This window comes from Acidobacteriota bacterium, assembly GCA_034211275.1.
Classification (GTDB): Bacteria; Acidobacteriota; Thermoanaerobaculia; order Multivoradales; family JAHZIX01; genus JAGQSE01.
Map to the genome: position 1 here is coordinate 1 of JAXHTF010000052.1, position 13,173 is coordinate 13,173.

Annotated in this window: 10 protein-coding genes; 6 read left to right on the plus strand and 4 right to left on the minus strand. The window is 63.9% G+C overall.

Annotated features, from left to right (window positions below):
* The coding region (locus tag SX243_10610; protein ID MDY7093409.1) for an ABC transporter permease at positions 1-1,196 on the minus strand (1,196 nt) is incomplete at its 3' end.
* 66 nt (positions 1,197-1,262) lie between these two features.
* Between SX243_10610 and SX243_10615 the strand changes: the two genes are divergently transcribed.
* Genes SX243_10615 through SX243_10625 form a run of 3 tightly spaced genes read left to right on the plus strand, consistent with a single transcriptional unit; the run spans position 1,263 to position 5,886 of the window.
* A complete protein-coding gene (locus SX243_10615) occupies positions 1,263-2,744 on the plus strand; it encodes a hypothetical protein (protein ID MDY7093410.1) in 1,482 nt (493 codons plus the stop codon).
* A gap of 17 nt (positions 2,745-2,761) precedes the next feature.
* On the plus strand, positions 2,762-4,222 hold the full coding sequence (locus SX243_10620) for a hypothetical protein (GenBank protein ID MDY7093411.1): 1,461 nt from the start codon (positions 2,762-2,764) through the stop codon (positions 4,220-4,222).
* On the plus strand, positions 4,222-5,886 hold the full coding sequence (locus tag SX243_10625; protein ID MDY7093412.1) for a cyclic peptide export ABC transporter: 1,665 nt from the start codon (positions 4,222-4,224) through the stop codon (positions 5,884-5,886). The genes SX243_10620 and SX243_10625 overlap by 1 nt, the downstream gene beginning before the upstream one ends.
* Positions 5,887-5,905: 19 nt before the next feature.
* On the opposite strand, the gene SX243_10630 is transcribed toward SX243_10625, so the two are convergent.
* Both SX243_10630 and SX243_10635 read right to left on the minus strand, forming a co-directional pair.
* The gene (locus SX243_10630) at positions 5,906-6,784 is read right to left on the minus strand and encodes an amino acid racemase (GenBank protein MDY7093413.1); all 879 of its coding nucleotides are present in this window, start codon (positions 6,782-6,784) and stop codon (positions 5,906-5,908) included.
* Positions 6,785-7,403: 619 nt separating this feature from the next.
* Positions 7,404-8,645, minus strand: a complete 1,242-nt coding sequence (locus SX243_10635; protein MDY7093414.1) for an SMP-30/gluconolactonase/LRE family protein — start codon at positions 8,643-8,645, stop codon at positions 7,404-7,406.
* 336 nt (positions 8,646-8,981) lie between these two features.
* On the opposite strand from SX243_10635, the gene SX243_10640 reads away from it, so the two are divergent.
* The 3 genes from SX243_10640 to SX243_10650 are packed head-to-tail and all read left to right on the plus strand — an operon-like array spanning position 8,982 to position 12,354.
* Complete coding sequence (locus tag SX243_10640) at positions 8,982-9,407, plus strand: GntR family transcriptional regulator (GenBank protein MDY7093415.1); 426 nt, start codon at positions 8,982-8,984, stop codon at positions 9,405-9,407.
* A complete protein-coding gene (locus tag SX243_10645) occupies positions 9,404-10,345 on the plus strand; it encodes an ABC transporter ATP-binding protein (protein MDY7093416.1) in 942 nt (313 codons plus the stop codon). Before SX243_10640 ends, SX243_10645 begins: the two co-directional genes overlap by 4 nt.
* Entirely contained in the window at positions 10,342-12,354 is a 2,013-nt protein-coding gene (locus SX243_10650; GenBank protein MDY7093417.1) for a hypothetical protein, read from the plus strand. The genes SX243_10645 and SX243_10650 overlap by 4 nt, the downstream gene beginning before the upstream one ends.
* Positions 12,355-12,830: 476 nt before the next feature.
* Here the strand turns inward: SX243_10650 and SX243_10655 are convergent, their stop codons facing one another.
* On the minus strand, positions 12,831-13,112 hold the full coding sequence (locus tag SX243_10655) for a DUF433 domain-containing protein (protein ID MDY7093418.1): 282 nt from the start codon (positions 13,110-13,112) through the stop codon (positions 12,831-12,833).
* Positions 13,113-13,173: the final 61 nt, after the last annotated feature.

The window sequence follows — 13,173 nt, forward strand, 5'->3', positions numbered from 1 at the left end:
AGGTCCAGGCGCCGGCTCGAGAGCACCGGGGCCAGTCCGCAGAGGAAGGTGACCAGCAGGGTGACCGCCGCGGTGAACAGGATCACCCGCAGATCGAGGGCCGCTTGATCGAGGCGCGGCACGCCTTCCGGCGCCCATTGTCCGACGAGGGTCAGCAGACCCTGGGTCAGCAACAGGCTCGCACCGCCCGCCACCAGCGCGAGTACCATCATCTCGATCAGCAACTGGCCGGTGATGCGCTGTTGGTCGGCGCCCAGGGCGGTGCGCACCGCCATCTCCCCCTGGCGGGTCGTCGCCCGGGCGATCATCAGGCTGGCGACGTTGGCGCAGGTCAGGATCAACACCAGGCCGACGGCGGCCAGCAGCAGGAGAAGAGTCTGCGAGGTGTCTCCCACGATGCGATCTCGCAGCGGGATGGCCTCGACGGTGAGATTGGCGTTGGTGGCCGGGTACTCCTGCTCGAGGTTCTTGGCCAGGGCGTCCATCTCGGCCTGGGCGCTCGCCAGGTTGGCGTCCGGTGGCAGGCGGCCGACGACCTGGAAGAAGTGGGCCCGCCGGATGGACGAGAAATCGAAGTTGAGGGGCAGCCAGAGGTCCACGTTGGCTTCCGGGAACGCGAAGTCCGGCGGCAGAACCCCCAGGATCGTGCGGCCCGTCCCCTCCACAACCACCGTCTCTCCGACGATGTTCGGGTCGCCCCCGAAGCGGCGCTGCCACAGCCGGTGGCTGATCATCACCGTCTGGTCGCCGGAGGTCTCCAGATCCTCCGGCGTCAAGAGCCTTCCCGCTACCGACTCGATCTCGAAGAGCTGGAAGAAATTCGCCGTCACCGACGTGCCCTGCAGCCGTTCCGGCTCGCCTCCCGGGCCGATCAGGGTGAATTTCGTGCGGCTCCCGGCCTCCGGACCGACGTAGGCGGTGAAGGCCTCGAAGGTTTCGCTCTCCCGCTGCCAGTCGACGAAATTGGCGGGGGCCACCGGCAGCACTCCCGATTCCGGCTGGTGCTCCTGCAGGAAGATCAGCTCCTCCGGGTCGCCGTAAGGCAGGGATTGGAAGAGCACCGTGTCGACCACCGAGAACATGGTGGTGTTGGCGGCGATACCGAGAGCCAGCGCGAGGACCGCGACCAGAGTGAAAAGCGGTTCCCGGGCCATTTTCCGGACGGCATAGCGAAAGTCAGTAAGTAGAGAGTTCATAGCTTTATTATGATATCCAGGGAAGTTTAATAAATGCCAGAGAAGTTCAAGGGCGGAAAGGAAAAGGTGGGATCTGAATTGCAGCGTGGGTACGATGTCGCAGAGATTGATCGCCGGGAAGCTCCCCCGGCGGCAGAGGATCTTTTCCTCGATTATGTGGCAGAAAATCCCGCATGCGTCCTGCGATCAAGCTACTCGGCCCTGGACCAGCCCGTCGAGATCGCTCAATACCCGCTCCAATCCTGGCCCGCCTTCATCGATTCCGAGGAATCGCAGGCCCATCGCCGGGCCGTCGCCGGTCTCACCGAGCTGGTGCTTGGCCTTCCCCAATCGCTGCTCCAGGGAGACCCCGCCGCCCTGGCCGACGTCTTTCGGCTGGATTCCTCCGAGGCCGCGGTCATCGACGCGCTGTTGAAGCTGCCGGGCCAGCGCGAAAGCCTGCTGGCCCGGGGAGACTTCATCGAGGATTCCTCCGGGACCATGCAGTGTTTGGAGCTCAACGTCTCCAGTAATTTGGGAGGCTGGCAGAACGTTGGCTGGGCGGAACTCTACCGGCGGATCCCGGTGCTACAGGATTTCTTCGGACGGGCAGGCACCACCTGGAATTGCGTCAACACCCTTGGCGAGCTTTTCGAGCACCTTATCGAACGGCACCGTCACCGCTGCCGCGGGCAGGGTGAGGAGCTCGGGGACCTGCACCTGGCGTTTCTCGCGCCGTCCTCTAACGCCGGGCGTCGGGATTGGTTTCGTGTCGCCCAGGAGGAGCTGGTTGGGCTGGTGGCGGAGGGGCATCCGGATCTCGCCTCACCGCGGGTGTCGGGGGGCACACTGGAGGACCTCGAGGAACGGGGAGACCACCTCTATCTGGGACCCCACCGTGTCCATGTCGTGGTGGAGGCCTATAGCGGCCGCCTGGACCGGCGCCTCTTCTCCAGCGCCATGGCCGGGCGCACGCTGGTGGTCAACGGTCCGGTGGATCGGGTGCTGACCAACAAGAAGTGTCTGGCCCTGCTTTCGGAGCAGGCAGATCCGGGAGGCGCTCTGGACGAGGCGGCTCGCAAGTTGGTCACCGACCACATTCCTTGGACGCGCATCGTGCACGACGGCTATGTCGACTACTGTGGGGAGCGAGGCTTTCTGCCGGAGGTTCTGGAGCAGCATCGGGAGCGTTTCGTGCTCAAGCCCGCCTTGGGCATGCGCGGGGAGGGGGTGTGTTTCGGAGCGGCGACGGACGAAGGCCGTTGGCGCGATCTGGTGGACGACGCCGTCGACGACGAAGGCGCCGGGTGGGTGGTGCAGGAGCTGGTGCCGGGGCGGCCGCGTACCTTCCAGCTAGGGGAAGAGGGCAGCGCTCTCCACGACGTGGTCTGGGGCTTCTTTCAATTCGGCAGGCGCTACGGCGGTGGGTTTCTGCGCATGCTGCCTCGGGGCGGTTACGGTGTCGTCAACGCTGCCCGGGGGGCTACGGAGAGCCCGATCTTCGTGGCGGCGGCCGACGCCGAAACACGGCTTGGTAGCCCGACGGTGATTACCCGAACGGCTCCCTGAACGAAGAGGACCAAGGTTTGTTCGACATCGACCCCCAAATTCTGCGCAACCACGAGGAGCTCTCTCCTGCGTTCGCAGACTTCGTGCGCTTCGCTCGTTCTCATCCGGAGTGCCTGCAGCCAATTTCCGCCCAGGGCCACGCGGCGGTGCCCGAGTACTTCCAGTCCTATCCGTATCCGGTGCAAAGCTGGCCCGCTTTCATCTCCGGACCCAAGCTGGAAGAGCTACGTCGGGTGACCGTGGGTCTCTGCCGGTTGTTGAAGAGTGTTCCCCAACGCTTCTTCAACAACGACCCGGGACAGATCGCGGAATTCCTGGGCTACTCCGTGGAGCTGGTGCGATACATGTTGCAGGATCCCAATGGTCTCGAGCTCGCGATCTCCCGTGGAGACTTCATCGACACCGAGCATGGGCCTCAGTGCGTCGAATACAACTTTTCCTCCGGGCTAGGGGGATGGCAGCTCGACGGTCTGCAAGGGGTATGGCTTCAGGCTGCTTGGTTCCAGGAGTTCTTGCAAACTGCGGGTTTCGAGGTGCGGTATCGCAGCCCGATCTTCGAGCTCTTCCGATATGCCACTCAGGTGGCGATCCTCCGCGGCCTGGGAAGCGAAGGTCGGCTCAACATGGCGCTGCTGATACCGCCGGCGGACGGGTGTACCGCTGAAGAGATAGAGGCGAGGCGTAGCGTCATCGCCCACGCGGACCGCATTTATCAAGAATATCTCAAGCAGGAGGGCGCTGGTTTGCAGGGTGGGCTGGTGAGCGCCACGGAGGATGAGCTGGAGGCTTTGCCCGAGGGTGTATTCGTCCAGGGCAAGCGAATCCACGTTCTCTTCGAGTACGGCATCGACCTCCGGCGAAGAGATATCACCCACCTGTTTCGTCAGGGCAAGGTGCAGGATTTTAACGGCCCTGCTTACCTTCTGATCAACGACAAGCGCCTCCTGGCTCTGCTTTCCCACTGGTCCGATAGCGACCTCTTCTCCACCGCAGAGCGCGACCTGATTCAGCGGAGCATTCCCTGGACTCGGGTAGTTCAAGACGACTTCACAGATTTTCGAGGGGAGCGGAAATTCCTGCCGGACGTGCTGGAGGATTGCCGGGAACAGCTGGTGATCAAGAAAGGATCTTCGTCTCGCGGGCTGGATATCTATATCGGTTCCCGGACCCCTGCCGACGAGTGGCAGGAGGCGTGTGACCGAGCGCTGGAAGACGGCAGCTGGATCGTCCAAGAGCGCATTCAACCCAAACCGCTCCTCTTCGTCGCCGACGGAAAGCCCACGGCTCACGACGTGGTCTGGGGGCACTTCGTCTTCGGCGACCGCTATGCGGGCACCTTTCTGCGCATGATCCCCATGGGCAAGGTCGGGGTGGTCAATTCCGCCCGTGGGGCCCGGGAGGCGATGCTGCTGGAGGTGTCGGATCCGCAGCCCGACGGCTCGAGGCCGGAGTCCGGCTCGCGAGGAGTCAAGCTGTGATGGAGTTCATCCGGTTCGTGCTCGGCCGTTCCGGGAAGGCTCGGCTGCTCCTATTCGGGGCCGTGATCGCCGGCAGTCTCAGCGGCTTGGCCAGCGTCGCGCTACTCGACCTGCTGAAGCAGGCGCTGGAAAGCGCCGAGGAAGGACCGGTCACTCACCTGGCGATGTCGTTCCTCCTGCTCTGCCTGCTGGTCACAGCGACCCGTCTGCTATCCCAGTATCTGTTGGTGGGACTCGGGCAACGTCTGGTCATGGACCTGCGCCTCGAGCTCGGCGAGCAGATCCTCGCGACCCCGCTGCGTTCCCTCGAATCCATGGGGGCCAATCGGATCTACGCTACTCTCACCGACGACGTCAACTCGGTCACCCAGGCCCTGGTGACGGTGCCCGTGCTGTGCGTCAACGGCACCATCATCATCGGCTGCTTCGCCTATCTGGCTTGGCTGCACCTGGTGCTCTTCGCGATCTTTCTTGGCCTAGTGCTGCTCGGCGTGGTGATCTATCAGCTGCTCGCGCGCTTCGCCATGAACCGGTTCCGCGAGGTGCGAGAGGAGCAGGATACGTTGTTCCAGCACTTCCGAGGCCTCGGCGAGGGAGTCAAGGAGCTGCAACTTCACCAACACCGCCGCGGTGCCTTCATCGATTTGATTCGCGGAACCTCAGACTCGATCCGCAAACAGCGGATTAGCGCGACGATGATCTTTGGCTTGGCGTCCGCTTGGGGCAATCTCCTCTTCTTCGCCACCCTCGGGCTGATCTTCTTCGCCCGCCCCTCCGCCATCCAGGTCGACTCTTCGACCCTCATCGCCTACACGGTGGTGCTCTTCTACGTGATGACCCCGCTCCAGTTCTTCCTCGACTCCATACCGACTCTGGGCCGAGCGGGGATCGCGGTGGAGAAGATCGATCAGCTGGGCTTCTCTCTGGGAGAGCCCATGTCCCTCGAGCTGGTGGGCGAGTTTCCCGTGCGCTGGAATCGGCTGGAGCTCCAGCAGTTGACTCACCAATATCGGCGCGACGACCAAGAGCATCCCTTCACCCTAGGACCCGTGGATCTGACGCTGCAACCGGGGGAGGTGCTCTTCTTGGTAGGGGGCAACGGTAGCGGCAAGACCACCCTGGCGAAGATCTTGGTCGGCCTCTACGCTCCCGACGCGGGGCGGATCGTCGTCGACGGCCGGGAGGTTACCGGCGAAAACCGCGACGCCTACCGCCAGCTATTCTCGGTGATTTTCGACGACTTCTTCCTTTTCGAGCAGCTCCTGGGGCTCGAAGGCGAGGGCCTGGAGGAGCGGGCGGCCCACTACCTCGAGGCGTTGCGTATCGCCCACAAGGTGCAGGTGGAAGGCCAGCGGCTCTCTACCCTCGAGCTGTCCAAGGGTCAGCGGAAGCGTCTGGCACTGCTCACGGCCTACCTCGAAAATCGCCCCATTTACCTCTTCGACGAGTGGGCTGCGGATCAGGACCCGATGTTTAAGGACGTGTTCTACCGCCAGATTCTGCCGGATCTCAGAGACAAAGGGAAGATGGTGGTGGTGATCAGTCACGACGACCGCTATTTTCACCTTGGCGATCAGCTCTTGAAGCTCGAGGACGGTCACGTGGCCTATTCCGGACCGGCCAAGCACTATCAGGCGGGTATCTCCAGCCCTACGCTGACCTGAGCCGCCGGCTCTCGGGCTTCTAGGAACCCTCGTCCGGTAGCGGCGGCGTCTGAGCTTCCAGGCCATAGGCGGCCCGAATCGCGTTGCGGGCCAGGATTTTCAGGGGGTTGATCAAGGACAGCCCTTGGCACCGGCCCTCCGGCAGTGCCAGCGGGATCTCGGTGCAGGCCGCGATCAACACCTCGCATCGGAGCTCGTCTCGGAGCGTGCGGCAGGCTTGACGCAGCTGTTCCCGGGGCCCGTCATCCCTGGTGCTGGCGCCCAGAGCCCCCCGCGTTTTGAGGCCCTCCCAACCCCCCGGACGCCCGTAGATCGAGTCCATGATCCATTCCTGCTGGCGCCGCTCCCCATCCCGAGTGTCCAGGGGCGAAAAGGGCTCGAACCCGTGCCGGCGCAGGGCGCTTTGGTAGAGCCCGCTGCGCAACGTACCGGTGGTCGCCAGCAGGCCGACCCGCGTCCCCGCGGGCACTCGCTCGCTCACCTCGGCGCTGCACCCGTCGATCATGTCGAGGATCGGCAGCGAGGTCGCCGCCCGCAGCTCGCCGAGAAAGGCGTGGGCGGTGTTGCAGGCGATCAACACCAGATCCGCTCCGCGAGCGTTCTTTCCAGGCTCACCCGAAGCCTTCTCGACGCGGCGCAGGCTTTCGAGCAATAGGGGCAGCGCCGCCGGACCTTCCGGGCCGAGGGCTGCGGTGCGGTCGGGAGTTTGGGGCAGCGAGCTGAGGATCCAGCTGGGAAAGTCCTGCTCCCGCGCCACGCCGGCATAGCGACTGGCGGCTTGGAGTAGGTATTGCTCGAGGAGGATGTGAGCATAAGGTCCCAGACCGCCGAGGATGCCCAGCACCAGCCGGGGCTGGAGAGCCGAGCCTGGGATGCCCTTTGGTGATGAGATGGCCATATACTTTGAAGTTTAGCAAGACTTTTAGCATTCCCGGGTCGTCTTGTCGCACTGTCTTGTCCTGTTGTTTTGTCCTACTGCGGCAGGGCATCGCAGCTCGGAAGCTTGCTTGGCCTTCGTTGTCCCAGAAGAGCGGCCAGCTCGTGCCACTCTTTCGGCAAGCTGGAAGGGCGGCCGATTGATCGCATCAACTAATAGCAATACTAACTACATAGGTATAATTAGCGATGAATCAAGCTTTCTTTCTGCTACCTTTCGCCGCTCTCTTGCTCGCCAGTTTTGCCATCGCGCCTTCAGCCAGTGCCATCGGTGATTGCATCGACTGCGCAAAATACGGTTGGCCTCCCCATCAATCCTGTATCGGCCGGTAAAACGGCCAGCTAGCGTACACGTGTAGCCAGTTTGAGGCCCTCGGCTGCGGAGATCTTTGGTATCGCGGTGGCGCTCCGGTTCCGGGAGAGCCGGAAGCACACGCCTTGACGAGCTGCTTGCCGGTTGAGCTCAAATCGCCTAAGGCTCCCTCCGCCGAGGCTCCGTCCGAGCCCTTCACGAAGTTCCCCACCGCCCCCGCCCACTGACAGCGATTCGATCTCGGCTCGCTGCTGCCCTGGGCGGTTCTTCACCGCCTGGGGTGGTTAGCAGTTTGCCCCATCTCCTCCAGCATCGCCCGGGCGTTGTTGTTCTGCGGGTTGAGCTCCAAGGACTTTCGGTAGAGCTCGATGGCCTTTTCCCGATGGCCGGCCTTGCGGTGGGCTTCGGCGAGGCTGTCCCAGACGTTGAAGCTTTGGGGGAAAAGCTCGGCGTTGAGCTCGAAGACGGCGAGGGCGCGGTCGACCTGGTCGCCGCGGAGGAGGCCGTAGCCGAAGAGGTTGAGGACGGGCTGCCAGGGGCGGCCGGTGCGGGTTTGAGTATGATGCCGGAGAGCTGCCCGAGCGCCTTCCTCTCCGCCGCTGGCGAAGCCGGCCTCGAAGATCTCCTCCAGGGTCGGGAAGAGGATCTCCCGCACCGTGCTCCGGGGGCGCTCGCGGCCGGACCAGCGTTGGGGCCAGGTGAGTAGGTAGTCGTTGACGTAGAGGGCGTCCCGCACCGGGTTGTAGGCGATGCCGTTGGGGGTAGCGAATTGGGCTTCCTCGGCGGCGCCGTCCTGCTGGCCGAAGGTGCCGGTGCCGGCGAAGGGCTGGACCTCGCCGTCGGCGGTGACGCGGTAGATGCGGTTGGCCCGGAAGCCGGTGACGAAGAGCTCCCCGGCCACTGCCACCAGGTGCCCGTTGCCGCCGCCGGGGATGGTGGCGTGCACCGCCGCCTGGCCGTCCGCATCGATGCGAATCACCCGCCCGTCGCTGAAGTTGGCGACGTAGAGATTGCCCTGGGCGTCCTGGGTGATGCCGTTGGGGCAGTTGAAGAGATCTCCCTCGGCAAAGACCTCTGCCTCTCCCTCGCCCATTTTCCCCTCGGCACCCAGCCGGTAGATCACATTGCCCGCGCAGCCGCAGACGTAGACGCTGCCGTCGGCATGCTCCAGCACCCCCACCGGCCCCTGCAAATCCCGGGCGAGAAGGGTCTTGCTGCCGTCCCGGTCGATACGGTGGACGGTGCCGGCGCGGAAGCTCGATTGCAGCAGCCGGCCCTCGCTATCGATGCCGTTGCCGGAGGCAGCGTAGAGATCCTCAGCGAAGACCTCCACCTCTCCCCAGGGCGAGATCTTCCACACCGTCTCCCCGAAGTCCGCCACGTAGACGAACCCCAGCCGATCCACCGCCACGCCGCCGACGGCACCGTTCAAGGGACCCGCCAGGGTTCGCACCGTGACGGGAGCGGCCGAGCCGGAAGACTCCTCCGCTACGAGGGGGGCTCCACTCATCAGGAGCGTCAACAACAGGACACCGGCCGAGCGTAGACACAGCGAGACCATCTTCCACCGTCCTTTCCCAAGTTCTTGGCTGCAAGCCGAGCTGAAGAGAGATACGGCAAACCGGCCTGTGAGTTCTTGACCCGCCGGGTCGTGTCCTGGTTTGAATCCGCTCAGGCCTCGGCACTGCCTGCGGTGGGCGCCTCGGAGTCCTCGCGGAATTCAAACCAGGACACTACCGGCCGCCGGGAAGAGTTGAGAGCACCGGAGAATTCCTGTTGACGGTATCGTATCGGTGTATTACAGTGGCGATACAGTAAAACGCTGGCCTCAGGAGGGAGCCAGAGCATGCAACGAAGTCTTCATATCGATCCCGCGGACCCGTCACCGATCTGGCGGCAGATCGAGGACGGGATGCGCCGGCTGATCGCCGGCGGAGTTCTCGAACCTGCGAGCCCGGTGCCCTCCGTGCGCGAGATGGCTCGCGACCTGCGGGTCAATCCGGCGACGGTGTCCAAGGCCTACCAGCGGCTGACCCAGGACGGCCTGTTGGAGGTCAAGCGGGGAGAGGGCACGTTCGTGGCCCGGGAGCTGCCGGCGGGTTCCCAACTCGATCAGAAGAAGAAACTCCGCGATGCCGCCCTCAGCTATGCCAGCTTCGCTGCCACCTTGGGAGCGGACCTGGATACCGCACAGCAAGCGCTGGAAATCGCTTGGGCGGTTCTGCGGGACGGCAAGAGCTCTTCAGACCCTCAGGAAGGAGATCCATCATGACCGCGCACCGAGACTCACAGGAAGAGCGCGCGCTGCACAGCGCCCTGTCCTGTCAAGGCCTGACGATTCGCTATGGCCACCAAACGGTGGTCGAGAACGTGACCTTCTCGGTCCGTCCGGGCAGCCTCTATGCGCTGCTCGGACGCAACGGAGCCGGCAAGAGCTCGATGATTCGATGTCTGCTGGGCCAGCAGCGGCCGCAGGCTGGTTCTCTGAGGATCCTCGGGCTCGATGCCTGGCGGCGGCGAGCTCAGGCTATGGGGCGAACCGGGGTGGTGCCGGAGCGGCCGGACGCCCCGCCGGCGCTCAATCCCAAGCAGCTGGGCAGGCTCTGCCAGCCCCTCTATCCGCGCTGGAACGAGGCCGGCTACCGGCAGCGGTTGGACCGATTCGGCGTCGCGGAGAAGACTCCCTTCGGCAAGCTGTCCCGAGGCCAGCAGACCCTCGTCCAGCTGGCCCTGGCCCTGGCGCCGGCTCCGGAGTTGCTGGTCCTCGACGACCCCACCCTGGGCCTCGACGCCGTCGCGCGCCGGGACTTCTTCCAAGAGCTGATGGGGGAGCTCCACGACAGCGAGGCGACGGTCCTGCTCACCAGCCACGATCTGGAGGGCATCTCCCGCATCGCCGACCGGGTGGGCATTCTCCACGGCGGCCGGCTGCAGCTGGACGAGGACCTCGACGTGCTCAAAGACCGCTTCCGGCGGATTCGCTACGGCAAGACCCCCGCCCACGAGGTGGAGGGTCTCATCGAAGCCTTGCAGCCGGTGCGCCGGCAGATCGGCGCCTGGGGTCCGGAGGCGGTGGTGGCTCGGTGTGACGCGGAAATGACCCAAGGGCTACGCCATCAAACCGGTGGATCGGTGGAGGTCGAGCCCATGAGCTTGGAAGAGATTTTCATCGCCGTGACCGGCGATGGTGGAGAAGGGGGTGCGCAATGAAGGGTCTGTGGGCTGTGTATCAGTATGAGATTCGCCAGTGGTGGATGGTGCTTCCTGGGGCGCTGGTTCTGGTGTTGCTGGCGGTTGTCGGGACTGGGCAAGATTTCTGGAAGGCGTTCTCGCTGATCGCCGTGACCGCCGCGGCTCTGTTGCTCGCTCCGGCTCTGGGCGCAAGGGTTCTGCAGGAGGATCTGCTCTCCGGACGGCTGAGCTTCTTTTCTAGACTACCTCTGACTTTGGCAGCCTTTTGGTGGGGAAAAGTCTTGGCAGCACTGACCATGCTGATCGGCGCTGCCGGTTTGGTAGTCGTTGTGATGGGCGTCATCGGTGACCCCTGGTTGCCATCCGCTCCCTACTTGCCTCTACTCATCGCGCAGATGTTGACCTTTTTTGCCTTAGGGCATGCATGGTCTCTCGGGATCCAGAGACCTTCACTGTGGTCTAGATTGAACAGCGCAGGTTTCTTTGTCTTGTTGCTGGTGTTAGTCGCGTCCTGGAACTCGTTTCTGGAATTTGGCCGGGGCACGAACTGGAGTCTAGAAACCGGATCTTTCGTTTGGTGGGGCCTAGTAGTTGAGATGATTTTTGTCGGGGTGGTGGCCATCGCCAGCTGGGTGCAGGTACTTCGTGGACAGAGCCTTCCGGAGCGAGGGCAGCGAGCCTTTGTGATGACCCTCTGGGGCATCTTCCTGCCCGTCCTCGGGGTGATCGGGCTTTATGTGCTGACGGCCCCTCCCCCGGCGCCGGAGCACGTAGAGGAATTTCGGCGGGTGTTGTCGGCCCCGAGTGGCGATCTCGTTTTCGTCACCGGCTACAGTTCGCGCCGAAACGCCGAAGACTCCTTCTTTGTGAATATGTCGACCGGGAATTTCTTCCATATCGAGCAGACGATCGACAGTGCACCGGCTTTCTCTGAGGATGGGCGGCGGGCTGCCTGGCTCGACGTTGCAGGGGAACTTCGCTTCGTCGACTTCGTGAAAGGCTCGTCTCCGAAGGAAGCATTCCAGGTGCTACCGACCCGAATCCACACTTCCGCTTCGATTCTGGACATTGCGCTCTCTCCAAAGGGCCGGTCGGTCGTAGTTTCGGGACTCTATGAGGTGAGGGCCTACGATGTGGCTACCGCTCGGGTCTTGGCGGATCATTCTCTGCCCGGGAAGATGATCGGGATACGGTTTCCCGAACCCAACTTGGTGCGCTTTTACTTGGCATCCATTGAGAGACCCCAACGGAATCCGATGAGTATCTACGAGCTCTCCCTGGAAACCGGAGAGCTCCGGCGGTCGGGGACTCTCGAAGGGTTTGCCTGGCCGGGGCAGATGGTGGTCAACGCTGAGGGGAGTCAGGTGCTGCGGGTCGGAGCTCTGGGCTGCGGCGATACCACGGAGGCCGAGGCCGCCGGCGGCGACTACTACCAGAAGGCGGTGGTCGATATCTGCCTCTACGACGGGACCACCGGCGCTCCGCTGGCGGATCTCGGGGATTTCCCGGAAGTCCCGCTCCGCTGGGCACGCTTCCTGGCCGACGGCCGCCTGGCCGTACTTTCCCGAGAGCGTCTAGCCGACGCCGAAGAGGGCCAGGGGACCCTCCACATCTTCTCTCCCGAGGGCACTGCGCAGCAACAGGTCGATCTCGGGCGGGCGAATAGCTTTCAGGTCGGGACGCAGCCGGACGCCGGCTCTCTATGGATCAGCACCCAACCGGGCTCGCGACTGCTCCGCGTCGACCTCGATACCGGCACTGTGCGGCAAGAGGACGGGGAGCTGTCGGCCCTGCCTCTCGGGTCCGGTGGAAGACAGCGCGAGAGCCGCTTTCGCTACCTCCCTGAGCCGGTCGTTCCGTTGCCGGGGGAGACCGGCGCTAGGCTCCTGCTAAGCGGGGAGGGCGAGCTGGTCCTGCAGCAGAAAGAGGGGCAGGGGCTCCGGCAGATCTCGCTGCATTCGATCCCCTACACCCTCGCGCCCTGGCTCCAGCCACCCGCCGGTGGGCCGACGCTGAGCAACGGGTGAGGGGCTTCCTCGGATAGGTTCAGTGAGCGCAGGTTGCGGAGGAACCCAGCAGTGGATCAGTCCGAAGCCGAGGTCTTCCTCGGATCTTCAGCGCCCTGTCATGCAGGCTCCAGAGCGGCTTACTGAAGGCTCAGAAAGAAGACGCGATTGTGCGCCTCGGCAGAAGAGAACCGGGCGTGGAGAGAGCGTAGAGCGCGGACCCAGCCACCGATGCTCGCAGCCCGCTGCCGGCCGAAGGCGATGCCTGCGTGGTCGGTGCCTTCAGAGGCCAGGCGGAGGAAGTCCTGATCGTGGCTACACAGTACTCGCCCAAGACGAGTGGCACGTAGAAGATGATCGGGGTCACCGGCACCTAGTTCTCCCAGATCGCGCACGGAGAGAGCATCAATGCCAGAGAGGGCCAGCTGGCGGCCGACTTCGGTAGGGACATTCTCGTCGAGGTAGAAAGAGAGTCCGGTTCCGGTGCCCGACACGGTTCAACCCTCGAGCTGGCTCCGATAACGGTCGGCGGCTTCCGCGTTGGACCGGATCTCCGCGTCGATTTCTTCCCTGTGGCTGTAGTAGTAGGACAAGGCTGCGTGGACCTGGGCTAGGTTGAGCTCGAATTGTAGGGCGAGCTGCTCCGGAGACAGACCGTCGAAGAGGTGATAGGCCACGAGATCCGAAACCCGCAGAGTGGTGCCCGCGAGGATGGGCTGGCCGCTTCTCACCTGGGAATCTCGGACGATGGTCTGGATCGGGAGCACGGTCGCGGACATCGAGAGCCTCCAGAATGGAATTCTTGACTGCCTAGCTGACGGAAGATTACCACGCACGAGC